The organism is Paenibacillus sp. Negev47 (assembly GCF_058313655.1).
The window spans coordinates 4,659,674-4,683,237 of the sequence record NZ_CM177754.1 but is presented as its reverse complement, the minus strand read 5'-3'; the positions used below and the strand labels follow the sequence as shown (position 1 = coordinate 4,683,237).

Annotated in this window: 21 protein-coding genes; 15 read left to right on the top strand and 6 right to left on the bottom strand. The window is 48.0% G+C overall.

Annotated elements, in window-relative coordinates; all coding sequences use genetic code 11:
- Positions 1–27: 27 nt before the first annotated feature.
- Entirely contained in the window at positions 28–1,395 is a 1,368-nt protein-coding gene (locus AC4G47_RS20975) for a YheC/YheD family endospore coat-associated protein (protein ID WP_458126145.1), read from the bottom strand.
- A 236-nt stretch (positions 1,396–1,631) separates the two neighbouring features.
- Here AC4G47_RS20975 and AC4G47_RS20970 point away from each other — a divergent pair, with 236 nt between their 5' ends.
- The 3 genes from AC4G47_RS20970 (at position 1,632) to AC4G47_RS20960 (ending at position 3,941) form a co-directional block, all read left to right on the top strand.
- Positions 1,632–1,979, top strand: coding sequence for a YlbF family regulator (locus AC4G47_RS20970; protein ID WP_169478704.1), 348 nt, complete (start codon positions 1,632–1,634; stop codon positions 1,977–1,979).
- 96 nt (positions 1,980–2,075) lie between these two features.
- Complete coding sequence (locus tag AC4G47_RS20965; RefSeq protein WP_458126146.1) at positions 2,076–2,363, top strand: hypothetical protein; 288 nt, start codon at positions 2,076–2,078, stop codon at positions 2,361–2,363.
- Between the two features lie 243 nt (positions 2,364–2,606).
- Positions 2,607–3,941: a DRTGG domain-containing protein gene (locus AC4G47_RS20960; RefSeq protein WP_169478703.1), complete on the top strand. Its 1,335-nt coding sequence runs from the start codon at positions 2,607–2,609 to the stop codon at positions 3,939–3,941.
- Between the two features lie 144 nt (positions 3,942–4,085).
- Here AC4G47_RS20960 and AC4G47_RS20955 read toward each other — a convergent pair whose 3' ends face one another.
- From AC4G47_RS20955 to AC4G47_RS20945, 3 genes are all read right to left on the bottom strand, one after another.
- Positions 4,086–4,427 (bottom strand): YtpI family protein, encoded by a 342-nt coding sequence (locus AC4G47_RS20955; RefSeq protein WP_491102473.1) that lies wholly within the window; start codon positions 4,425–4,427, stop codon positions 4,086–4,088.
- Positions 4,428–4,522: 95 nt separating this feature from the next.
- Complete coding sequence (locus AC4G47_RS20950) at positions 4,523–5,011, bottom strand: sporulation membrane protein YtrI (RefSeq protein ID WP_145319569.1); 489 nt, start codon at positions 5,009–5,011, stop codon at positions 4,523–4,525.
- Positions 5,012–5,032: 21 nt separating this feature from the next.
- Entirely contained in the window at positions 5,033–5,362 is a 330-nt protein-coding gene (locus AC4G47_RS20945; protein WP_026081169.1) for a YtrH family sporulation protein, read from the bottom strand.
- Between the two features lie 245 nt (positions 5,363–5,607).
- Here AC4G47_RS20945 and AC4G47_RS20940 point away from each other — a divergent pair, with 245 nt between their 5' ends.
- The 8 genes from AC4G47_RS20940 (at position 5,608) to AC4G47_RS20905 (ending at position 15,702) form a co-directional block, all read left to right on the top strand.
- Positions 5,608–9,645: a DNA polymerase III subunit alpha gene (locus AC4G47_RS20940; RefSeq protein WP_491102470.1), complete on the top strand. Its 4,038-nt coding sequence runs from the start codon at positions 5,608–5,610 to the stop codon at positions 9,643–9,645.
- A 184-nt stretch (positions 9,646–9,829) separates the two neighbouring features.
- Complete coding sequence (locus AC4G47_RS20935) at positions 9,830–10,321, top strand: phosphatidylglycerophosphatase A family protein (protein WP_145319563.1); 492 nt, start codon at positions 9,830–9,832, stop codon at positions 10,319–10,321.
- A gap of 283 nt (positions 10,322–10,604) precedes the next feature.
- Positions 10,605–10,793 (top strand): hypothetical protein, encoded by a 189-nt coding sequence (locus tag AC4G47_RS20930; RefSeq protein WP_017689496.1) that lies wholly within the window; start codon positions 10,605–10,607, stop codon positions 10,791–10,793.
- A gap of 406 nt (positions 10,794–11,199) precedes the next feature.
- Positions 11,200–12,093, top strand: a complete 894-nt coding sequence (accD, locus tag AC4G47_RS20925) for an acetyl-CoA carboxylase, carboxyltransferase subunit beta (RefSeq protein ID WP_145319560.1) — start codon at positions 11,200–11,202, stop codon at positions 12,091–12,093.
- On the top strand, positions 12,094–13,125 hold the full coding sequence (locus AC4G47_RS20920; RefSeq protein WP_458126151.1) for an acetyl-CoA carboxylase carboxyltransferase subunit alpha: 1,032 nt from the start codon (positions 12,094–12,096) through the stop codon (positions 13,123–13,125).
- Positions 13,126–13,230: 105 nt separating this feature from the next.
- Positions 13,231–14,658 carry a pyruvate kinase gene (gene pyk, locus AC4G47_RS20915; protein ID WP_405131857.1) on the top strand — a complete coding sequence of 476 codons (1,428 nt, stop codon included), beginning with the start codon at positions 13,231–13,233 and terminating at the stop codon, positions 14,656–14,658.
- A 101-nt stretch (positions 14,659–14,759) separates the two neighbouring features.
- A complete protein-coding gene (locus AC4G47_RS20910; RefSeq protein WP_491102467.1) occupies positions 14,760–15,296 on the top strand; it encodes an acyl-CoA thioesterase in 537 nt (178 codons plus the stop codon).
- 7 nt (positions 15,297–15,303) lie between these two features.
- Entirely contained in the window at positions 15,304–15,702 is a 399-nt protein-coding gene (locus AC4G47_RS20905) for an FxsA family protein (protein ID WP_491102465.1), read from the top strand.
- A 93-nt stretch (positions 15,703–15,795) separates the two neighbouring features.
- Here the strand turns inward: AC4G47_RS20905 and ytvI are convergent, their stop codons facing one another.
- The gene (gene ytvI, locus AC4G47_RS20900; RefSeq protein WP_491102463.1) at positions 15,796–16,914 is read right to left on the bottom strand and encodes a sporulation integral membrane protein YtvI; all 1,119 of its coding nucleotides are present in this window, start codon (positions 16,912–16,914) and stop codon (positions 15,796–15,798) included.
- A gap of 529 nt (positions 16,915–17,443) precedes the next feature.
- On the opposite strand from ytvI, the gene citZ reads away from it, so the two are divergent.
- From citZ to AC4G47_RS20880, 4 genes are all read left to right on the top strand, one after another.
- Entirely contained in the window at positions 17,444–18,556 is a 1,113-nt protein-coding gene (gene citZ, locus AC4G47_RS20895) for a citrate synthase (RefSeq protein WP_491102461.1), read from the top strand.
- Positions 18,557–18,703: 147 nt separating this feature from the next.
- Positions 18,704–19,996 (top strand): NADP-dependent isocitrate dehydrogenase, encoded by a 1,293-nt coding sequence (icd, locus tag AC4G47_RS20890; protein WP_491102459.1) that lies wholly within the window; start codon positions 18,704–18,706, stop codon positions 19,994–19,996.
- Positions 19,997–20,011: 15 nt separating this feature from the next.
- On the top strand, positions 20,012–20,953 hold the full coding sequence (gene mdh / locus AC4G47_RS20885) for a malate dehydrogenase (protein ID WP_336760852.1): 942 nt from the start codon (positions 20,012–20,014) through the stop codon (positions 20,951–20,953).
- Between the two features lie 134 nt (positions 20,954–21,087).
- Positions 21,088–21,513, top strand: coding sequence for a hypothetical protein (locus AC4G47_RS20880; protein WP_458126156.1), 426 nt, complete (start codon positions 21,088–21,090; stop codon positions 21,511–21,513).
- A 225-nt stretch (positions 21,514–21,738) separates the two neighbouring features.
- Here AC4G47_RS20880 and AC4G47_RS20875 read toward each other — a convergent pair whose 3' ends face one another.
- Positions 21,739–23,298, bottom strand: coding sequence for a histidine kinase N-terminal 7TM domain-containing diguanylate cyclase (locus tag AC4G47_RS20875; protein ID WP_491102456.1), 1,560 nt, complete (start codon positions 23,296–23,298; stop codon positions 21,739–21,741).
- Positions 23,299–23,564: the final 266 nt, after the last annotated feature.

Here is a 23,564-nt window from a genome sequence, read left to right as displayed (position 1 = left end):
TGCACCTCTCTTCAATGGGAGAACTTTTCAAAACCCGGCCAAGAACGTAGAGTATTCAAGCATGGCTTTGACGGAAGGACGAATCTTGCTCTCACTCAGTGGTGTATTATCATTCTTGGAAGGTTTCGAGTTGACTTCGAGCAGCCATACGCGTCCAGTGGAGTCCAGGGCCAGATCAATACCAAGTTCTCCAAAGTGAGCAGGGATGGCACTCTCGATCCCTTTTGCGATATCTAGTGCTGCGGTGTGCAATCCTGCATATGCGGAAGCTTTGGCAGATCCGGACAACTGTGTTTTGGCAACAGCTTCCTTGACGGTGCTGAGACTTCCACCGCGTGCCAGATTGGATACGTAGTGACTCCCACCAGCAATCCGGGCTACGATGGAGGTTACACTCCATTTTCCCGTGCGGTTTTTTTGCACGAGCGCACGGAAATCCACGGGTCGGCCACTGTGATCAATGAGAGTCAGCCCTTGCTGGATCTGGTAACGCGTTGTTTTCATTTTCCCAGACATACTGGCATACAGTTTATCCAGAGAAGCATACGTTTGTTTCCGGGTACCCCCGACACCAGTCGCCAGAGTCAGGAAACTTCCGTCCGTCTGACGTGAGACCCGGATGATGCCTTTGCCCAATGAACCACGTACTGGCTTGAGAAACACAACCGGATGTCGATTGCACATCGTCTTGAGCATGGTGGATGTCTTGAGCAAATGCGACTCGGGAAGAACTCGTTTAAGCGTTGAAATGGACTTGAGTGCATCAAATACTTCGTTTTTGTCCAGAAACTTTTCGTTGAAGGTTTGCGTGCCGTAGAGCGATTTTACTTCTTTCATAAAATGCTGTACGCTAGGTTTGTTCTCAAGCTTGCGGGACGTTAGCCGGTTATTGACGACGTCTGCTACAGGCAGAACAGTCTTTTTCCAGCCGTCATCATACACCCAGCCTTTCATATAACCCGTTACCGCTCCAATATCCTCCGGTGTGAAAAAGGATACATAGGCGCCCTGCTTACGGCAGGCGTTCACCAGTTCTTGACAGAACATCGTGATGGAGCCAAAGGGCCGATCGGGCTGATCGGGATAATCCTGGCTAACCAGAACACTGATGTAGGGTCCAAGGCGAAGCGTACGGCTGGTTGAACGATAGGATACCCTCAGGACCGAACGTGGAACTAGACCGGTCTTGCTGGCAACCGTCTGATTGATGCGCAGGCCGTCATACCTTGGTACCGGAATGACAGTGACTTCTCGGCGGAAAGAGCCAAATTGCAGCTGAAGCGGCCTTCCTGAAGGGATTTTGAGCGCCTTGAGTACCCCTTCGCCCAGCATGATGACGTCGTCCTGCAGGATGCCCGAGCCGGTAACCTGAATCGTTACTTTTTTAGTGGACATCACGGATCTCCTTCCGGGCGGCAACTTGATGTCTAATCTCGAAGTTGAACGGCATCTGAACATGGCATGTGCTTCATCATATGAGGACATATAACCCTTGGTGATTGACCTATATGGATTAAATGCATTTGATTCGAAGCAGGTTATCGATGGCCTGTTTCAGATCGTCCTTGTTTGACAGCGGAGAAAAGCGTGTATTAACACGGATGAACAAACCAATCTGAGGAGGAATAATAGTGAACATTTATGACAAAGCCAATGATTTGGCCAAAGCACTGAGAGAAAGCAGCGAGGTGGAAGAGATTACTTCCGCGATGAAGCTGATTGAAACTGATCCGGATGCAAAAGCAATGCTGGATAACTTCCGTGATCAACAAATGGAATTGCAACAACGTATGATGAGCGGGGATATGCCGGCTCCGGATGAGATGGAGAAAATGGAAAAATTGTTTGAAGTATTGAGCTTGAATCTGAACATCCGTCGTTTGTTTGATGCTGAGCGTCGTCTCAGTGTGATCATTGAAGACGTGAACAAAATTATCGCAGACAGCCTGGGTCATCTGTATGGTGGCGCAGAAGCATAAACGCTTGTCTTGTTTTTCTTACTGAACCTTTCATATTACCTCCTTATCGTTCATAGACTAGACATATAGAGTCGATCAAGAACGAAGGAGCTGTGAATGGTGAAGAGGTTGAAAAAAGCAAAACATGTGATCTATCTGCTTATCGCGTTGTCGATGCTGGTTATTGCACTGCCGCGGATTTCCTTTGCTGGAGGAATGGACTGGGTTAATATTTTTGGCATCGTATGGGTGCTGTTCTCTTTATTAATCGTTGGCGCACATCTGCATTTTATTCTCGGTGTGGATGAGGAGAAGAAGCGTGCGCTCGAAGCCGTTCGTCGGGCGAAGCTGCGGCAGTGGGAAATGAAACTGATGGACAAGCAGGAGCGGAGCAAGTCTGTATAAAGGATAGAATTACAATCCGTATGCCAGGGCCAACAGCGTTGGTTCTGCCTCTGGAACAAGACCGGATTCCCTTGCAATAAGGGGCCGGTCTTTTTGGTACATACAAGGATCGGGATAAATCGGAAGATTGAATCCAAGCGGCCCATTTCCCGATAAGAATGGGATAGGAGATGGGGTTATTTTCCTAACGGCGTGTTATAATAGGTACAGTATAGTACAGATGCATCTTCGGGGGTGGTACAGATGGACGGACAGGAAGAGAACGTAACGAAGCATGAACAGTTACTTCAACATATTGAACAACTTAAAGTTGGCAGTAAAATATCGGTACGTGGACTTGCGCGAGAGCTGGGTGTAAGTGAAGGGACAGCTTATCGTGCAGTGAAAGAGGCAGAGAACTTCGGGCTGGTGGTGACCAAGGAACGAATTGGAACCGTGCGGATCGAGAAGAGACCTCGGGGCATGTCGGAACAGTTGACCTTTGCTGATGTCGTGACCATTGTGGAGGGCCATGTACTAGGTGGAAACGATGGCCTTGCCAAACCACTGCACAAGTATGTGATTGGTGCGATGAAAGAGCAGGCCATGGCCCGTTATATTGATGCTGGAAGTTTGCTGATTGTGGGTAACCGGGAAGATGCTCACTCGCTTGCCCTCGAACAGGGAGCTGGCGTGTTGATTACAGGTGGCTTCGGGACAAGTCGTGAAGTGAGAATCATGGCTGATGAGCTTGGGCTACCGATTATTTCATCCAGACATGATACATTCACGGTGGCTTCAATGATTAACCGTGCGATCTTCGACCGGTTGATTAAGAAAAAAATTATGCTTGTTGAAGATATTATCGGTCAGAAACCTCGCCTGCAGGTGTTGAAGGTCACCAGTTCAGCCGCAGATTTTCATATGCTGGTGTCGGAGACGGGTGAACACCGCTTCCCGGTCGTGGATGAATGGAACCGGGTCATCGGAATTGTAAGTCTTAAGGATGTCAGTGAGCTTACGGCAGATCAGAGTATTGAGAAATGCGTGATACGCCGCCCGATTACGGCCTCACTGCAGACATCTCTCGCTTCTGCTGCCCAGATCATGACGTGGGAAGGCATCGACTTTCTGCCCATCGTGGATCGTAACCGCAAACTGATTGCGTCCGTCACACGCAAGGAAGTGCTGCAGGCCATGAGAGATGCCCAGAAGCAGCCCCAACTGGGAGAGACGTTTGATCATCTGATCTGGAATGGGTTTGCCGAGGAACGCGGAGAACAGAACGAACTGTTATTTCACGGATTCATCATCCCACAGATGGCGACGGACCTGGGCACGATTTCGGAAGGTGTCCTCTTGAATGTGATGACCCAGGCCGGCCGGCGGGCAGCCTGGGATGTTACAGGGAACGACCATGTGGTGGATAATGTGACGACTTATTTTGTGCGACCAGTACAGATTGAAGATCAGATTCTGGTTCGACCGGTTATTCTGGAAACCAGCCGTCGAACGTGCAAGATGGACATTGTGGTTACCCGCGAAGGCAGTGTGGTATGTAAAGCGGTCATGACATTGCAATCCATTGACCATGCCTAACAGGGAGAATTACCCAGGGCATAGAACAAGAGAGCACCCCCTAACCTGAGAAGATCTGCTGAATTCGGCTTAGGTGCGTGTTCAGTCTTCGTCTGGTGTAGGGAAGTACTCTCTTTTTTTACACAACGATAAGGTTCTAGTGAATCATACAGATTGTCCTGAGGTTTTGCTCGTTCCATTCTGCGAACGTTGTTGTAGCCGGGCATAATAACTGCGGTTGCGTATTCCAGCGAATACATTGTATGCCCCCATAATTAGAAATAGCGCTTCCACAATGACAGATACGGTAGAACCCGTGAAGACAAACATCAGGATCAGGGCAAGGATAATAAGCATGCCTCCCATCCAGATATTCGTCCAAGAGCGGTAAAGACCAGCGCTGGCGGCATCCGAGGTTCTGCGTGAACGAATGCTGTTCAGTGCGGCAAAGACCATGGCAACAGCAAAGATAGCGATCAGAGCATATTTGAGTACATCGATGAACACCAAGACGCAGCTCCTTTTCTGGAAAGCTTTTACTGCCCTTATTGTACCATGCAGTGATGGAGACAAGGGCAGTTTTTTTTGCTATTATCCCATCATTATGCAGGAACGTGCAGGCGAATCTGTACCCATACTTGCAACACGCCTTCCATAACCAGCATCGTTTTCACCTGAACGGTATACTCTTTTTCCCTAACCGTATATACTTTCTGATTTAGCATGATTCGCGTCATTTTGCTATACTCGTCGATGTTGAATACATCTCTGCCCCGAAGTACCTCAAGTTCGTCCCCGAGCTTCTGTAACATCACTTTCAGAGAAGCCTCGTCCGGCCCCTTATCGGATTCTTCCGCACGGACCTTGATTTCCTTGATAACGGTTTGGCGTTTACTGTATTTTTTCAGCGTTTTGATATCCTCCTCATTCTGATGCAGCTGAAGCTGCAGCTCCTGATTGTTCAGCCACAACGCATTGTAACTCAGGTGAAATACACCATTGTAGACGACACATCCAGCGATCATTCCCAGAACAAATACAGCGGTCATTCGCATCAGCGGGCGGTAACGGGAGAATGGCGGAATTCTCATGAACGCTGTTCCTGTCTCATGTTAACTCCGGCCTCCGCCGCACACCCATTTCACCAATTCGGTTCCCATATGCGCACCCATAAAAGCAGAGATCAGATACAGAATTTGTTTGACCGCTGGAGACAGGTTCCCATCCAGGAAATTGCTCTCGATGACACGCATGGGATCGATGGTGCCGCCGACAGCAGCTGCGAGTGCCCATATCTTTATTTTCCCGGAAATATCGAGCATCGTCTGTGTCGGAGGCTGAAGAGAGATCACTGCTCCAATACCTCCGATCATCGCGCCGCCCAGCACGATCCCAAACGCAATAAAGAAATCAAGAATGGCTTTGGACAAAAATGTGCTCATTGGCAACACCCCTTTCAGACCCAGCAGCACACCTCCTGTCGTTGGTCTGTAACAGGGGGAGCGGCTTGTACTTCTATTGTATGGGCGTGCCCCCGAGCGTTATGATAAAATAGAATAATAAAGTCCCTTTTAATAGGGGAATCCATTTTTTTATTTATCGAATTCATATACATGAGAAAGATAAGGCAGCAGACGGATCAGAAGATCGATGTTGCTATTATCCGCGGCGAAAGGAAGAAAAAAACATGAGTTCTTTTGTGCATTTGCACGTTCACAGCGAATACAGTTTGCTGGACGGCGCTGCGCGTATTCCGGATCTCGTGGACAAAGCTGCAGATCTCGGAATGACAACACTTGCGCTGACCGACCATGGCGTGATGTATGGTGCTATTCCTTTCTATAAAGCCTGCGTTGAACGAGGCATCAAGCCGATTATAGGTTGCGAGGCATACATGACTGCAGGGTCCCGCAAAGAGCGGGGAAGCCGCAAGGACCAGCCGATTCATCATTTAATTTTGCTGGCCAAAAATATGACGGGTTACCGTAATCTGATGAAATTGTGCTCGATTGGACATCTCGAAGGTTTTCATTACAAACCACGTGTAGATATGGAAAGTCTGGCTGCCCATCACGAGGGTATTATCTGCCTAAGTGCGTGTCTTGGTGGTGAAGTGCCACAACATTTGCTGCATGGACGAGAAGAAGAGGCGAGACGTGCGGCGTTACGCTACAAAAATATCTTTGGTGCCGACTTCTATCTGGAACTTCAGGATCACGGGCTTTCGGAGCAAAAAAGGGTAAATCCTCAGCTTATTCGTCTGGCTGCCGAGCTTGAGATTCCGCTTGTAGCCACCAATGATGCGCATTACCTGTCTGAAGAGGACGCGGAGCTTCAGGATGTATTGATCTGTATCGGAACAGGCAAGACCGTAGATGACGAGACTCGGCTTCGGATTGGAACCAATCAGCTCTATCTGAAAAGTGAAGAAGAGATGGCTCGTTTGTTTCCTCACGTGCCCGAAGCTCTGGCCAACACCGTCCGCATTGCGGAGTCTTGTGAATTGGAGCTGGAATTCGGCAAATCGATTTTGCCTGAATATAGACCACTTCCCGATGGACTCAGCCCTTCCGCGTACCTGCGTCAATTGTGCGAAGAAGGAATGGAGGAGCGTTATGCGCAGTCTACACGTTGGACAGACGTGGAGCTTCGATCCGAACTCGAACAACGATTGGCGTATGAACTGGGTGTAATAGACAGCATGGGATTCTCGGATTATTTCCTGATTGTCTGGGATTTTATCGCCTATGCGCATAAGCAAGGGATTGTTACTGGACCAGGCCGGGGCTCCTCGGCAGGTAGTCTGGTAGCGTACACGTTGCACATCACCGATGTTGATCCAATGAAATATAACCTGCTATTCGAGCGGTTCTTGAATCCCGAGCGGATCTCCATGCCGGATATTGATATTGATTTCAGTGATGAGCGGCGGGATGAGGTCATTGATTATGTAGCGCATAAATATGGCAAAGCCCATGTCGCCCAGATTATCACGTTTGGAACGATGGCTGCCAGGGCAGCCGTACGGGATGTCGGGCGGGCGCTAAATGTGCCTTATGGAGAAGTGGACAAGGCTGCGAAGCTGATTCCAGCGCAGCTCGGCATTAACATAGAACGGGCCATGGAGGCTACACCTGAACTGAAGGCGCTGTATGAAACCAAGCCAAAGACTCGTGAGCTGCTGGATATGGCCATGAAGGTCGAGGGCATGCCACGTCATGCTTCGACGCATGCGGCGGGAGTGGTTATCTCACGTGATCCACTGACCGATGCGGTGCCGCTACAGGAGGGCAGTGAAGGGACAGCGTTAACCCAGTATTCCATGGAAAACCTGGAGTCGATTGGCTTGCTTAAGATGGATTTCCTTGGTCTGCGTACCCTCTCGATCATTGAGCGTTGTGTACGCTGGATTGGGGAACATGGAGAAATTCCGGATTTCCGTCTCATCCCGGATGATGATGCGTTAACGTATGAGATGCTTGGGCGAGGTGACACGATGGGCATATTCCAACTGGAATCTGCCGGGGTGCGCCGTGTGCTGAAAGAATTGAGGCCCAGCGTATTTGAAGATGTGATCTCCGTGTTGGCCTTGTATCGTCCGGGTCCGATGGAGTTCATATCCAAATACATTCAGGGCAAGCATGGACAGATCGAAGTCGATTACCCTCATGTGGATCTGGAGCCTATCCTGAAAGATACGTATGGCATCATTGTATATCAGGAGCAGATCATGCAGATTGCTTCACGGATGGCGGGTTTCTCGCTGGGTGAAGCGGATTTGCTTCGCAGAGCGGTCTCCAAGAAGAAACGGGAAGTACTGGATCTGGAGCGTGGACACTTTGTACAGGGCAGTCTAAAACAAGGGTATAGCGAAGAAGAGGCAGACCTGGTCTATGATATGATCGTCAAGTTTGCCAACTATGGCTTCCCGCGTGCCCATGCTGCGGCGTACGGCGTACTCGCTTTCCAGACGGCTTATCTGAAGGCACACTATCCTGTTCATTTTATGGCATCCATGTTAACAGCCGTAATGGGCAGTCATCGTAAAGTAGCCGAGTACGTGGTGGAATGTCGTCGTATGAATATGGAGGTACTTCCACCTGATGTGAATGAGAGCGGTATTCTGTTTACGCCTGTCTTTGAGGCCACCGGCAACGGGAGTTCCTTCGGGGAACCTTCCGACCATGAGGAAGATGGTTATTCGGGACAGGCCGAATATGGTGAAGCACCTTTGCCAGATGACCCGGGGCCGGGATCAGATGAGGAAGCTGGCAGATATGAGTGGCAAGCATCGACATCCATGCCTGAGGCATCCGACAACCGGAAGGGACCGGGATTGGTGGCGATTGCTTCAACGGGAAATGGTGATGACCAGGGACAAGAGGCGTCTTCTTCGCACGCGGAGCATGGTGAATTGTCCACTGCGGCGAAGACAGTCGCTGTGTCTGATAAGAACCCGGATGAGGCAAAATTATCCGGTGCGATACGTTTCGGTCTGGCTGCTGTGAAAAATGTCGGTACCCAGGCGATGGAAAGCATCATGATCGTAAGACAGGAGAGACCATTCGACAGTTTGCTCGATTTTTGTCGTCGCGTCGATCTGCGCGTATGTAACAAACGTGTGATTGAATCGCTGATCCAGGCAGGAGCATTTGACACTTTGCCTGGACACCGGGCCCAATTGCTCGCGATGCTGGATGAGACTGTAGAGGCGGCGCTGAAATGGCGCAAGGAACGCGAGGATCTGCAGATTCAATTGTTCGACTTCGTTGAGACGCCGAACTGGGAGATCGAATACCCGGAAATTCCTCCTTATTCCTCAGGGCAGCAACTGGAGCTAGAGCGTGAGTTGTTAGGCTTGTATCTTTCCGGTCATCCGCTGGATGACTATGAAGATGTGCTGGAATCGAGTGGGGCTGACCGGATCATGGAGTTGACCGAGGCGGCTGACGACACGATGACGGTGGCCGCGGGAATGGTTGTGTCTGTGAAGTCGATTACGACGAAACAGGGCAAAGCCATGGCGTTCATGGAGCTGGAAGACCAGATTGAACGCTGCGAAGTGGTTCTCTTTCCCGAAGTATGGCGGCGTAGCCAGCAGTATGTGGGGAAAGGTGAACTGCTCGTCGTGCGTGCCAAAGTGCAGCAGCAGGACGAAGGGTTTAAGCTGCTGGCTGAGGAGGTGGCGCCGCTGTCACCGGCGGCACTGGAGCAGCAGCTGCGTAGCCGTGACCGGCGCGGCAAGCCCGGCAGCGGCAGCTCTTCGCGCCCGGCGCAGGCGGCTTCGCCGCGAGGGCCAGCGGGCGCAGGAGCCGAAGCGCAGCAGAGCAGCGCAGGCGTGGGTGCTTCGGCTGCGCATGGCAGCCGAAGCCAAGGCCCGGCAACGACGCGCAGCGGTGCAGCGGGTACGGGCGCAGCCACGGCGGCAGCGTCCCGGGCCGATGGTGCCGCAGAGACGGCTGGCAGCCCGGAGCAGGGCCGCGGACCGCGGGCGGTGGAGCAGCGGGTGTTCGTGAAGATTGCGCCGCATGCAGAGAAGCCTGAGCTTCTGGCACGACTCAAGCAGCTGCTTCAGGAGCATCCCGGACCTGTTGCTACGGTGCTCTTCTATGAGCAGCAACAGAAGCTGCTTGCCCTGAGTGATGCCTATCGGATTAAGCCATCACCAACCTTGTTCTCCGATATGGAGAAGATGCTGGGTGAAGGCACGGTCAAGATTAAATAAAGCTTGAGTGTCCCTTGAGACTCCTAAGAACCTGTTCGGCGAACTGCTGAACAGGTTCTTTTTGATTATTTTTATGGTTTCAACCATCCGCATATTTTATGAACATTTTAGCAGTTTGCTGCATACACTTGAGAACACCGAAGGACCTCGCGGTCCTCGGGGGATTGATGCGGGAGGTCGAGATATGTCATATGAAATCGTAGAAGCCATGCTGGCCCGGCGAGGTGTACGAATTGATGCCATCGCAGCAATAGTATACCGTCTTCAAAAAGGGTACCACCCGGAACTGACCTTGGACGACTGTGTAACCAGCGTGAAATCCGTTCTGCAGAAACGAGAGGTGCAATATACGCTCTATACAGGTATTGCACTCGACGAACTTGCGGAGAAAAAACTCTTGCCTCAACCGTTACAGGCTATTATGGAAGCGGATGAATCTTTGTATGGAGTGGACGAGACTCTGGCCCTCGGCATTACTCATGTGTATGGTATGATCGGTTTAACCAGCTTTGGTTATCTGGATAAAGAAAAAATAGGTGTTATTCATGATTTGAACGAGCATGCATCCGCCATTCATGTCTTTTTGGATGATCTGGTCGCAGGGGTGGCGGCTGCAGCTTCTGCCCGGATTGCCCACAAAAATATTAAAGCCAAAAAATACCCCTCCGACCTGTAACCCCCTGCATTTCCATGCTTACATGCTCGTGTCACTCCAATGGCTCATATGAAGTCATCAAGGGCGGCTGAGGCTGCCCTGGTAGGCTTGACGCTGCTTGTTGTTGAGGGAGGAACAAGAAGATTTCGTCAACCATATGCGTTGTCCGTGGGGGACAAATGTCCCTCATGATCCCAAATTCTCCCCAAAGGTCCCGAACCCTTTCTTGCAGAAAAAAAGTGAGGTATGTTATCATTAGTCCAATATACGGGCTCTGAACATTAGCTTAGGGGGCGGACAAGGCATGTGGACGGTGATTTACATTGCACCGACAGCAAAGGTTGCGGACAAGATCAAGACCAAGCTTTCGGAAGAAGGTTTTCTGGTACAGACCCGTCCCATCAGTTTATCCAAACAGCAATTTGAGATTCGCGTCCCTTCTGGGGAATTGGAAGAGGTCCAGGAAGTGCTGAATTCCATTCTGCATTCCTGATTTGTTCGACATCGACGTGCCTTGGCAGATGAAGAAGTACCATCGGTACATAAGGGACTAATCGCGTAAGCGGAGAGAGGAATCGACTTGCATGTATTGTATGCTGCTGTCCTTCCTTCTTTTTTTGTTAGGACAAGGACCGACCAGGTTGCTCCCGGAGACCCTACCAAGATAGATTCAAACATCGGCGCAACAATCTTTCGGTTATTGCAGGTAACATCAATCGTGCTGACAGAAGCCGCTGATCCTTGCCCTGTACCGGCGGATTTTTTTGTTGTGAATGCTGGACAAGGGCTCATGGCAGCGTGTGGGTCGTAAGCGGTTTACCGTAGCGCGCGGGTGAAGCTGCCTCAAGCAGCGAACTGCAGGTTGCGGCCATCAAATCAACGGCTGGAGAGGTGTAGTTGTGTTCAAAGATATATTCCAGAAGAAACGGAAGTACGCTACCATACCTTCCGAGCGTGCACTTCCAGGTGAAGGCCAGGAAGTCCTAGAACGCCCAAAACGTGAAATACCTGAAGGGCTTATGAACAAGTGCAGCAAATGCGGCACCATTCAATATAGCAAGGAATTGGAGAAAAATCTGAAAGTATGTCCTGCCTGCGGTTACCATATGCGTCTTAACGCTATGGATCGTATTGCCATGGTACTTGATGATCAAGGATTTGTTGAGTTTGACGCTGATATGATATCGGTTGATCCACTTGGCTTTCCCGGATACAGCAACAAACTGGAACAACAGCGCCTGAAATCGGGCCTGAAGGAAGCCGTAATTACAGGGGAAGGTACGATTGATGGCCTGCCTGTGGTTGTGGCTGTCATGAGTTTTGATTTCTTCTCAGGGAGTATGGGTTCGGTTGTAGGGGAGAAAATTACTCGTGCCATTGAACATGCAACAGAGAAACGCTTGCCATTGATCATTTTCTCCACATCAGGTGGTGCCCGGATGCAGGAGAGTATTCTCAGTCTCATGCAAATGGCCAAAACAAGCGCAGCTTTATCCCGTTTGGATGAGCAGGGCGGTCTGTTTATCTCGGTCATTACGGATCCGACGACAGGTGGAGTCTCGGCAAGTTTCGCGAGTCTGGGCGATATTAATATTGCCGAACCTGGCGCTGTATTTGGTTTTGCCGGCAGAATCGTTATTGAGCAGACCATCCGTCAGAAGTTACCTGATGATTTCCAAACGGCTGAATTTAATATGCAACACGGCCAGCTGGACATGGTTGTCCACCGCAAAGAACTGCGGGCCACTCTTGGCAAGCTTCTGGATATGCATAGTGAAAAAGGAGGGGTCTAAATGGCGGGTGAGTTGCCATATGAAGCGCCTCTGGTTGAGATGCGCAAAAAGATTGATGAACTTGTACAGTTTGGACAGGAGAAAGGCATCGACTTCACGGACGAGATTGCCCGCCTGGAAGAACGTTATCATAGACTTGAAGAAGAGATCTACACAGGCATAACGGCAGCTCAGAAGATGCATCTGGCGCGTCATCAGCAACGCCCAACTGCATTGGATCTGATCCAGTTAATATTTACGGACTTTATTGAGCTGCATGGCGACCGCATGTTCGGAGACGATCTTGCGGTTGTTGGCGGGCTTGCCAAGTTAAATGGAAAAACGGTAACGGTTATCGGACAACAGCGGGGGAAAGATACGAAGGACAATATCGCCCGCTTTTTCGGGAGCGCTCATCCGGAAGGTTTCCGAAAAGGGCTACGTCTGATGAAACAAGCGAACAAATTTGGTCGGCCTATTATTACGTTTATTGATACTAAAGGGGCGTATCCGGGTAATACTGCAGAAGAGAGAGGTCAATCGGAAGCTATTGCCCGCAACCTGATGGAAATGGCGAAGTTTTCGGTTCCTGTTATTGTTGTGGTCATCGGCGAAGGAGGCAGCGGCGGTGCCCTCGCTATGGCTGTGGGTAATCGTGTGTTGATGCTGGAACATGCGATCTATTCTGCGATCTCTCCAAATGGTGCTGCTTCGATTCTCTGGAAGGATGCATCCAAGGCAGATCAGGCGGCTGAAGCGATGAAAATAACAGCCAAAGACCTGCTGGAGATGGAAGTCATTGAAGATATCATCCCTGAGCCACGCGGTGGTGCTCATCGGGATTATGAAGCGTCTGCTGCGTTCATCAGTGAAGCTCTGGTTCGTCATCTCGATGAGATGAAAGGTTGGAGCGGAGAGCAGTTGAGGCAGGATCGTTATGAGAAATTCCGTAAAATTGGATCGGTCACGTTTGAGCCTCAAGCGCCTGTTGAAGTCCCTGAAGAGCGGGTAGAAGTCGATGTGGCGAGTAATTTGTCGGGAAATGCTGAATAGTGTGACGAATTTCCTATACAAATGAGCAAAAGTATAGTAAATTTAATAGTTGGAAAAAGAAAAATAGATAAAGAGATATACCTTTAAAATCGGAGGAAACCCAAAATGCGCAAAACGAAAATTGTATGTACGATTGGTCCATCCAGTGAATCTCTGGAGAACACCAAAAAATTGATTATGGCCGGTATGAATGTGGCCCGTCTGAACTTCTCCCACGGTGATTTCGATGAGCACGGCGGACGGATCATTGCGATTCGCCAAGCATGCGAAGAGTTGAACAAAACAGTAGCGATCCTGCTGGACACCAAAGGACCGGAAATTCGGACAGGTAAACTCGAAGTTGAGCCGATTGAATTGGTTCAAGACGAGTACATCACTTTGACAACAGAAGAAATTCTGGGCACCAAAGAACGTCTTTCCATTACGTATACAGATCTTCCGAATGATGTTGAACCGGGATCTACAATTCTGATCGACGACGGTCTGATCGGACTGACTGTGGTGGAAGTGCAAGGCACCGAGATCAAATGCCGTATCGTTAACGGTGGTTCGATCAAAAGCAAAAAAGGTGTTAACGTTCCGGGCGTTGCCATTTCTCTGCCGGGTATCACTGAAAAAGATGCTAACGATATCGTATTCGGTATTGAACAAGGTGTCGATTTCATCGCGGCTTCTTTTGTCCGTAAAGCGAGTGACGTTCTTGAGATTCGTGAACTGCTTGAAAAACACAATGCTGGACATATCCAAATTATCTCCAAAATCGAAAACCAACAAGGTGTCGACAACCTCGATGAAATCCTTGAAGTGTCTGACGGCCTAATGGTTGCTCGTGGAGACCTGGGTGTTGAGATTCCTGCGGAAGAAGTACCGTTGGTACAAAAACGCATGATCCAAAAATGTAATGTTGCAGGTAAACCGGTTATCACAGCTACACAAATGCTGGATTCCATGCAACGTAACCCGCGTCCAACACGTGCGGAAGCAAGTGACGTGGCGAATGCGATCTTCGACGGTACGGACGCAATCATGTTGTCCGGTGAGACAGCTGCGGGTAAATACCCAGTTGAATCCGTTCTGACAATGTCCCGTATTGCTGAAAAAGCAGAATCTGCTCTGCCTTACCAAGAGCTGTATCTGAAGCAACGTGTGGCTCAACAAACAACAGTAACAGAAGCGATCAGCCAATCGGTTGCCCTTTCAGCTCAAGATTTGAACGCGAAAGCGATCATTACTTCGACTGAATCCGGACACACTGCACGCATGATCTCCAAATATCGTCCAGAATCTCCAATCATCGCTGTGACAACGGAAGACAGAACTTCCCGTCGTCTGGCCCTGGCTTGGGGTGTAACTCCTGTCAAAGGAAGACTGGTTGATTCCACAGATGCATTGTTCGAAAACGCAATTGAAGGCGGCGTAAAATCCGGACTGGTTAAAGAAGGAGACTTGGTTGTGATCACAGCTGGTGTACCTTTGGGTCGTTCCGGTTCTACCAACCTGATCAAAGTAAGCCAAATCCCTAACAACGCTTAATTGCGTTTTTAGATGGAGAAGCAACAGGAAAGAAGCAATGGGGCGTTATTGTCCCGTTGCTTTTTTCCATCTTAATGACACTTTACAGTGATGTAACACGTATGAATGGTAGAGCGAAGGAGGCCAATAACGTGCGAGAACAGAGCAAGGGTAGCTGGTATGCGGCACGTCTTCGTGTACGCTATCAAGAAAGTGACCAGATGGGCGTGGTCTATCACGCGAACTATTTAAATTGGTTTGAAATCGGTCGAACTGAGATGATTCGCCAAATGGGGTATACATATCGTAAAATGGAGGAACAGGGGTTACTGCTTCCCGTAACCGGACTGGATGTGAAGTATCACAAACCTGCTCGATATGATGATGAGATTATCATTTTCACCCGTATTGCTGCATTTAGTGGTCTGCGACTGAACTATGAGTATGACGTAAGGCGTATGTCTGAGGACCTTGATGAACATATGGCGGTTGGAGAACGGGTATGGACAGCTGATGAATCACTCCCCGGTGAACGGTTGGTTACAGGTTCTACCCAGCATGTATGGGTGAATGGGAACTGGAAGCCAGTCCGGCTGGATAAAGCAGCTTCTGAGCTATACAGCGCGCTTGAAAAGGTGTGGCTTTCGGGAAAGGGGTAATTCGTCAATGCGAAAATGGATGTGGGCTCTACTATTAATCATTCCGGTGATTGAATTATTTGGTTTCATTCTGATGAGTGACTGGATTGGAGCCGGAAAGACATTGCTTCTCATGATTCTCACGTCCTTGATTGGTATAGCCATGTTGCAGTTTGAAGGGCGAAAAGTACTTGTAGACGCCAAATCCGAGATGGAGCGCGGCAAGGTACCTGGACGAAAAATGGTCGATGGTCTTTTTATTTTTGTCGGTGGTTTTTTGCTCTTGATTCCAGGCTTTGTAACCGACCTGATTGGATTCACACTGGTGTTTCCATTAACACGCCAGGTTTACCGTCTGTTCTTCCTGGGATGGCTGGAGAAAAAAATGAAAAATGGGAACATCACGTTTTATCGTCGTCCGAAATGAGACACTTGCACTATGCAAAAGGCTCCGCTCAGCAGATAGGTTCTGTTGAACAGAGCCTTTTCTATTATACCTGTATGCTCCTGCAGATCAGCCTCATCGGACACGTCCGTTAATGATATACGTTCTGAGATCTCGCAATACGTTAGCGCGATTGAACGCATCAAGGATCACCAGACTGACAGGACCAATAATCAAGCCGAGCACGCCAAACAGTTTCAGCCCCACGAACATGCCAACGAGCGTGGCGAGCGGGTCGAGTCCTACGCTACTGGCAAGTACCTTCGGTTCAATAATCTGACGGGCAATCAGTAAGATCAGATAGATAACACTAATGCCAATGCCAAGATACAGATCTCCATTCATAAACAGGTATGCTGCCCAAGGCACCATGACAAGGCCAACACCCAGATAAGGAAGCAGATCGACCAGACCGATAAACAGAGCGATCGTGAAGGCTGAATTGACTTGCAGTATAAGCAGTCCAATCATGACGAATAGGGCAGTAATCGAGATCATGATTAATTGTGCTCTTGCATACCCGAACAGCGCCTTCTTGAGGTCAGTCCATATGTCGGATATCGGCTTACGGATGGAAGACGGCACCCAACCGGAGACTGTGATACTGTGCCGGGTCCAGCTTTTGCTAATGAAGAACGTAGACAACAGCACAACGATTAATACCGCACCCATGTTAGGCAGGGAAGTCAGCAAACTCAGGACCATGTTGAAAAATCCGGTGACCAGATCTGTCACGGCTGTCCCTACCGTTTCGGTCGTTTTGCTAATATTGCTGTTGATGGTTTCCTGATAATTGGGATTTTCCTTGTAAAACTCATTGATCTGCCCAATCAAGCTCTGAATCGTGTCATTCTGAGTCCAGCGCACAAACGTGTCCTTGATCTCATCAACATGAAGATCGAAGCTCGTCGTGAGTGAAATGACTTCTTTCACCATCCGGGTAACAGCCGCAGACAGCACTACCGCTATGGCTCCAAAATAAAGGATCAATGAGAGAGTCACAGCCAGCCACCGGGGGAATCGTGCTCTATGCTGAAGCAATTGCACCAATGGATTCATGGCATAGGCGATAATCCAGGCGATCACAAAAGGGTATAAGAGCGGGAACAGCAAATATATGGCAACGGCGATTAGAATGGTCGCAATAATAACCCATAAGCCGCGGAGCAGGCGTTTCAATATGATTCTATCCAAGCATCAACTCTCCTTATTTCAATTAAGCCGACCTATGTATGATTCATGAAGCCGTATTAGAATAGATGGCTATCTTAATTAATATAGAGCATTTACAAGGTTTTGAAACGCCGGGATGCGAACAGTGCGCGTTCAAAGGGGACTTATTGAAGTGCCTCTACCCGGAATCTTTCTTTTGCCTAGAGTATGCCTCAGTCCTACAGAATATAGCAATAGAAAGTTCCTCAGAAGACAAGATTGGTTAAAAAACATTAAATGTCAACCTTGTTTTTGTAAAGGCTTTCAAAAATGCTTTATCGGTCTGATAAAGAAGTTTGATGTGCGAATGAACTCTCATCGTGTTCACATAAACGACAAAATCCAGTATGATGTTATAAGTAAATAGCGATTGACAGATAGGAAAATAGTATTTTGTATTATTTGGTAATTTCAAAATGAAAATGTTTACAAAAAGAGGATAGGTGCATTTTGGCACTTATATGACACTCTGGAATGGTTCTTGATTTCGCTTATTAAAGGAGAGATGTATATGACAGCTACCAAAGGTCTGGAAGGCATCGTTGCAACAACCTCTTCGATCAGTTCTATTGTAGACGGTGTGCTCACATACCGTGGTTACGATATCGACGATTTGGCTGAACATGCTAGCTTTGAAGAAGTTGCCTATTTGTTGTGGTTTGGTAAATTGCCAACAACGGATGAACTGAAATCCCTTCGTAAAAGCCTGAGCGATTACGCGCCGATTCCGAGCGAATTGATTGCACAAATCCAATTGTATCCGAAAAACATCAGTACCATGGCAGCACTTCGTTCCGCGGTCTCTGCACTTGCACTGTACGACGAGCAAGCTGATGAGATGACAACGGAAGCGAATGAGAACAAAGCAGTTAAGTTGCAAGCACAGTTGCCAACGATTGTGGCAGCCATCGCCCGTATTCGTCAGGGCAAAGAACCTGTGGCTCCAAAAGAAGGCGCTTCCATCGCAGAGAACTTTTTATATATGATGACTGGTGAAGAACCGTCCGAGACCGCAGTCAAAGCACTGGACCAAGCGCTCGTCCTGCATGCGGATCACGAGTTGAACGCTTCGACATTTGCAGCCCGCGTAACGGTTGCTACGCTGTCCGATATCTATTCCGGTGTAACTTCCGCCATTGGCGCACTGAAGGGACCACTGCATGGCGGTGCTAATGAAGCCGTTATGAAAATGTTGAATGAGATCGGTACGCCTGATCGTCTGGAAGCGGCTATTCAGGAAAAACTGAACAACCGTGAAAAGATCATGGGCTTTGGACATCGCGTATACAAAAACGGTGATCCACGTGCCAAACATCTGCAGAAGATGTCCAGAGAACTGGGCGAAATGAACAATGATACACGTCTGTATGATATGTCTGTGAAGATCGAGGAACTGGTAACAGGACAAAAAGGACTGAAGCCAAACGTCGACTTCTATTCTGCTTCTGTGTATACCCAACTGGAGATCGAACAGGAATTGTTTACGCCGATCTTTGCGATCAGCCGGGTATCTGGATGGACTGCGCATATTCTGGAACAGCTTGCGGACAACCGGATCATTCGTCCACGTGCGGAGTACACCGGTCCTACAGAACAGAAATACGTTTCTATTGAACTTCGCTAATAGCCGCAAAAACAGTATAATAATATAGACGAGGTGAAGGGTTGGAAAGTAGAAGCCTTACTAGCTTGGACTTTCAGGACCCTTCCTTCAACAAGACTAGTGGTATGATCAATACTGCATATACAAAACCTAGGAGGAATTTTAACTATGAAATTAGAAAAATTTGCTCACCCAACTGAAGGCGAAAAAATTCAAATTGATAACGGTACACTTCAAGTACCTAATAACCCGATCATTCCATTTATCGAAGGTGACGGTACAGGCCGTGATATCTGGAAAGCTTCCAAGCGTGTATTGGATGCAGCTGTTGAAAAAGCATATGATGGCAACAAAAAAATCGCATGGTATGAAGTGTTTGCTGGACAAAAAGCATTTGATACATACGGTGAGTGGTTGCCGAATGATACACTTGAAGCCATTCGTGAGTATATCGTAGCGATCAAAGGACCATTGACTACGCCAATCGGTGGCGGTATCCGTTCCCTGAACGTAGCGCTTCGCCAAGAGCTTGACCTGTACACATGCTTGCGTCCGGTACGTTATTTTGACGGTGTACCTTCTCCAGTAAAACGTCCTGAGCTGGTAGACATGGTCATTTTCCGTGAAAATACGGAAGATATCTATGCAGGAATCGAGTATGCTGAAGGTTCTGAAGAAGTGAAAAAAGTAATCCAGTTCCTGCAACAAGAGATGGGTGCTAACAAAATCCGGTTCCCTGAGACTTCCGGTATTGGTATTAAACCGGTTTCTTCCGAAGGTTCCAAACGTTTGGTACGTGCAGCAGTGCAGTACGCAATTGATCATAACCGTAAGACTGTTACATTGGTACACAAAGGTAATATCATGAAATTTACTGAAGGTGCCTTCAAAAACTGGGGATACGAAGTGGCTGAAGAAGAGTTCGCTGACAAAGTATTCACTTGGGCACAATACGACATCATCAAAGAAAACGAAGGTACAGATGCAGCGAATGCAGCACAAAAAGCCGCTGAAGATGCTGGTAAAATCATCGTAAAAGATGCAATTGCCGATATCGCTCTGCAACAAGTATTGACTCGTCCGGGTGAGTTTGATGTAATCGCAACTCTGAACCTGAACGGTGACTATCTGTCTGATGCACTGGCTGCGCAAGTTGGCGGAATTGGTATTGCTCCTGGAGCGAACATCAACTACGTAACAGGACATGCCATCTTCGAAGCGACTCATGGTACTGCACCTAAATACGCGGACAAAGATGTCGTGAACCCTGGTTCCGTTATTCTGTCCGGTGTAATGTTGCTTGAGCACTTGGGATGGCAGGAAGCAGCTAACCTGATCTACAAAGGTATGGAAACATCCATTAACAATAAAACAGTAACGTATGACTTTGCACGTCTGATGGATGGCGCTACTGAAGTGAAATGTTCTGAATTCGCTGATCAAATCATTAAAAACCTGTAAGGGGAGATGTGAATCGTGACTATTCAGCGCAAAAAAATCACAGTAGTCGGTGCCGGGTTTACCGGAGCTACGACCGCATTGATGCTTGCCCAAAAAGAACTCGGGGATGTTGTACTGGTTGATATTCCTCAACTGGAGAACCCGACCAAGGGGAAAGCACTCGATATGCTGGAGGCAAGTCCTGTTCAAGGATTTGACAGCCATATCGTCGGTACTTCCAACTATGAAGATGCTGCAGGTTCTGAGATTGTAATCATCACGGCTGGCATTGCCCGCAAACCGGGTATGAGCCGCGATGATCTGGTCAACACGAATGCGGGTATCGTGAAGTCCGTTTGTGAAAATGTGAAAAAATATTGCCCTGATTCCATCGTCATTATTCTAAGTAACCCGGTGGATGCGATGACGTATGCTGCTTATCAGACCCTCGGTTTTCCTAAAAACCGTGTTATCGGTCAGTCAGGTGTTCTTGATACAGCACGTTATTGTACCTTCATTGCGCAAGAGCTGAATGTATCTGTTGAAGATGTTCGTGGATTCGTTCTTGGCGGCCACGGAGACGACATGGTGCCACTCGTTCGTTATTCGAGCGTGGGTGGTATTCCGATTGACACGCTGATTCCGGCAGACCGCATCGAGTCCATTGTTCAACGCACACGTGTTGGCGGTGGCGAGATTGTGAACCTGTTGGGTAACGGCAGTGCCTATTATGCACCAGCGGCTTCACTCGTTCAGATGACCGAAGCGATTTTGAAGGACAAGAAACGCATCATTCCAGTGATCGCTTATCTTGAAGGTGAATATGGCTACAATGATCTGTTCCTTGGTGTACCAACCATTCTGGGTGGTAACGGCATTGAGAAAATATTCGAACTTGAACTGACAGCGGAAGAAAAAGCAGGATTGGACAAATCGGCTGATTCGGTTCGCAACGTCATTTCGGTAGTAAACTTATAAGTTTGATCACTTTTTGAACAGAAATAGAAAGAAAACCTTCGGAGAGCCGGAGGTTTTCTTTTCTTTGGATAAGTTCCCCAGTATAATGGGATGTGATGTATAGCACACCGAAAATGTTGAGGAGGATGAAAATTTTGACAATGATTATGTATCTGCTCCATATTGTTGGAGCACTGGCGATGGGGTTCTATCTGATTTTGCCATTCGTGGTCGGTAAAATTCGTACCTTGAATGCTGCAGCTCAAGAGGGAGCATTTGCATCGCTTCGTTCTCTGAACAAAATCGCGCAGTATGGACTTGTGATTCAACTTCTTACAGGTGGTTACCTGATGACGAAAGGTGAGTATTCTCATCTGTGGATGGCTGTTGTTGTCGTCCTGTTGCTGGCTATTGCCGCTATTGGAGGAATTATGGGTAAACCGCTGCGACTCGCTGCAGAAGGTGTAAAAAACAAGCGTGATGTGGGGGCGGAACAAAGCAAGATCCGTATGTTCAGTACACTTCTGGCTGTGTTCTTGCTGATCATGGTGTATCTGATGGTGAATAATCAGGTAATCTAAGTACGTTGTGGACGGTTAAACCAACTGTCCGATGATGTATTCTAAACCGTAGATGAAGCGTTTGGGATGTCATATGGACAAGCTGAATCAGTATACGTAAAAGGGTATTATTACGTTATAACGAATGAAAAAAAGACAGCCTCCCTCTTGGGCTGTCTTTTTTGTTGTTGCGATGAGAAACTCGCAATTATCCTCTTACATCGCATCAGACAAGGCCAGCTATGGCTAGACTGTACTCAAAGCATGTGTACGAACTGCGTTTCGACCATTGCGCTTGGACTCATACAAGGCAGTGTCAGCGTCGCGCAGCAAGGACTCCAGGGAATCCACCCCGCCATTGTACTGGGCAATACCAAAGCTTGAGGTCAGCGTAACAGGGAGACCCTGAACATCGAGGGGTTCATTCAACAAGGCAACTCTCAGTTGCTCTGCCAGTTTCTCAGCTTCTTGAAGCGATGTATTCGGAAGAGCGATGACGAACTCTTCTCCTCCATAACGGGCGAACAACATCTCGGGGTTCAAATATCGATTACATACGGAGACCACATGAATGATGGCCTGATCTCCAACATCATGTCCATAGGTATCGTTGATGCGTTTAAAGTGATCAATATCAAATAAAATAAAGGAGACAGGTTGCAGATTAAGCTGAGCATCACTCAAAATTTCCCGCCCCTTATGCAAAAATTGTGTGCGGTTATATATTTTGGTCAGACCATCGAAATAAGCCAGTTGCTTCAACTGTTCTTGCAAGAAACGTTGTTCCGTTATATCAATAAGCATAATGAGGCTGCCCACAGTCTGTGCATCCTTGTTATACACGTAAGATGTCCTAACCTGATAACAGACGGTTTCTCCGTTTAACTGCCAGTACAGATCGGTTTGTAATCCTTCCCTGCCGTATTCGACGGGAAAAGTCTCTCCTGCAAGATGAAGCCATATGTCATCCAAGGGTTGGCCGATCATCGCCAGATTAAGCTCTGGCAACATGTCACGCAGAGATCTGTTGTAATCCACCAGGCGATTGGAACTATCCAGTACAATAACACCTTCACGCATGCTCTCGAAGATACTGTCTTTGGCGATCGGTACGATGGTCAGTAGACGTGAGGATAGAATAGCCCAGATATACATCGCAGAGGTAATACACATGAGCACGGGCACGGGGTCCATCCCGCCGGGCGTCAGACCAAGCAAATACAGGAAAGCGGCGACCATCGGAATAATCTGTGAAGTAATCAGTGTAAGTAATTGACGACGATACATCTTCTTGGTGTGTCTCCATTGTCCAATCAGAATAAGACAGGCACATAACAGACAGGAGAAAGTGAAGGCACCGTGTATGACATACCATTGTCCTACTGCGATATCCATCAGAGGTACGAAACTATTTTCTCTTAGCCATACTTTTTTATAAAAGAGATGATGGAAGTCATTGGTTGCTACCATACATAGCGTAATGGAAGGGATTACAAACAGTGCGGCAGTTACCTTTTTGGATAACGTTTTTCCTGTATATCTTATCATCAGGATAAGGCCGAGAGAGGCGGAGAAAGGCATGCCTATATACTCCACGGTAGTCCAAAACTTCATTTGCTCCAGCGTGTCGCTGGCCAGCTCAATCGCGTAACCAAAAGTGTATATGGAGAGTGCTGCTGTGTAGAGAATAAATATTTTGGCACTGGGAATCTCGGATCTTCTGAAATAGGTATACAAACACAAAAACACATTCAGTACGGCTGAAGTGGCTACGAGTGTTATATATGAATTAATATGCGATTCCATTGTCAGGTCTCCATGTCAGGTTAGAATGATTAAGCGAGTAATAATGAAAATCTAAGCACATCTGTATACTGTACATTGTACATCAGCCTACGCAGCATAGGAATACACTTTGAATCATGAAACAGTCTAATTTTGAATAAATTTCGAATTTTCGGAAAAATAAGTAATGACGCAGATAGGTTGTTTGATATCCAACGATCGTGGTAAATAAGATTAAGGACAGCACGCTGAGGCTTAAGTTGCTGTTGATCGCAGAAGAATAATCT

Bases quoted from the DNA above. Each gene is read 5' to 3' on its own strand.
- icd (WP_491102459.1), top strand. From the start codon at position 18,704: ATGAAATTAGAAAAATTTGCTCACCCAACTGAAGGCGAAAAAATTCAA.
- AC4G47_RS20930 (WP_017689496.1), top strand. From the start codon at position 10,605: ATGTGGACGGTGATTTACATTGCACCGACAGCAAAGGTTGCGGACAAG.
- AC4G47_RS20965 (WP_458126146.1), top strand. From the start codon at position 2,076: ATGGTGAAGAGGTTGAAAAAAGCAAAACATGTGATCTATCTGCTTATC.
- AC4G47_RS20960 (WP_169478703.1), top strand. From the start codon at position 2,607: ATGGACGGACAGGAAGAGAACGTAACGAAGCATGAACAGTTACTTCAA.
- AC4G47_RS20875 (WP_491102456.1), bottom strand. From the start codon at position 23,298: ATGGAATCGCATATTAATTCATATATAACACTCGTAGCCACTTCAGCC.
- AC4G47_RS20940 (WP_491102470.1), top strand. From the start codon at position 5,608: ATGAGTTCTTTTGTGCATTTGCACGTTCACAGCGAATACAGTTTGCTG.
- AC4G47_RS20975 (WP_458126145.1), bottom strand. From the start codon at position 1,395: ATGTCCACTAAAAAAGTAACGATTCAGGTTACCGGCTCGGGCATCCTG.
- AC4G47_RS20905 (WP_491102465.1), top strand. From the start codon at position 15,304: ATGCGAAAATGGATGTGGGCTCTACTATTAATCATTCCGGTGATTGAA.
- AC4G47_RS20950 (WP_145319569.1), bottom strand. From the start codon at position 5,011: ATGAGAATTCCGCCATTCTCCCGTTACCGCCCGCTGATGCGAATGACC.
- AC4G47_RS20910 (WP_491102467.1), top strand. From the start codon at position 14,760: ATGAATGGTAGAGCGAAGGAGGCCAATAACGTGCGAGAACAGAGCAAG.
- pyk (WP_405131857.1), top strand. From the start codon at position 13,231: ATGCGCAAAACGAAAATTGTATGTACGATTGGTCCATCCAGTGAATCT.
- AC4G47_RS20945 (WP_026081169.1), bottom strand. From the start codon at position 5,362: ATGAGCACATTTTTGTCCAAAGCCATTCTTGATTTCTTTATTGCGTTT.
- AC4G47_RS20935 (WP_145319563.1), top strand. From the start codon at position 9,830: ATGTCATATGAAATCGTAGAAGCCATGCTGGCCCGGCGAGGTGTACGA.
- AC4G47_RS20920 (WP_458126151.1), top strand. From the start codon at position 12,094: ATGGCGGGTGAGTTGCCATATGAAGCGCCTCTGGTTGAGATGCGCAAA.
- citZ (WP_491102461.1), top strand. From the start codon at position 17,444: ATGACAGCTACCAAAGGTCTGGAAGGCATCGTTGCAACAACCTCTTCG.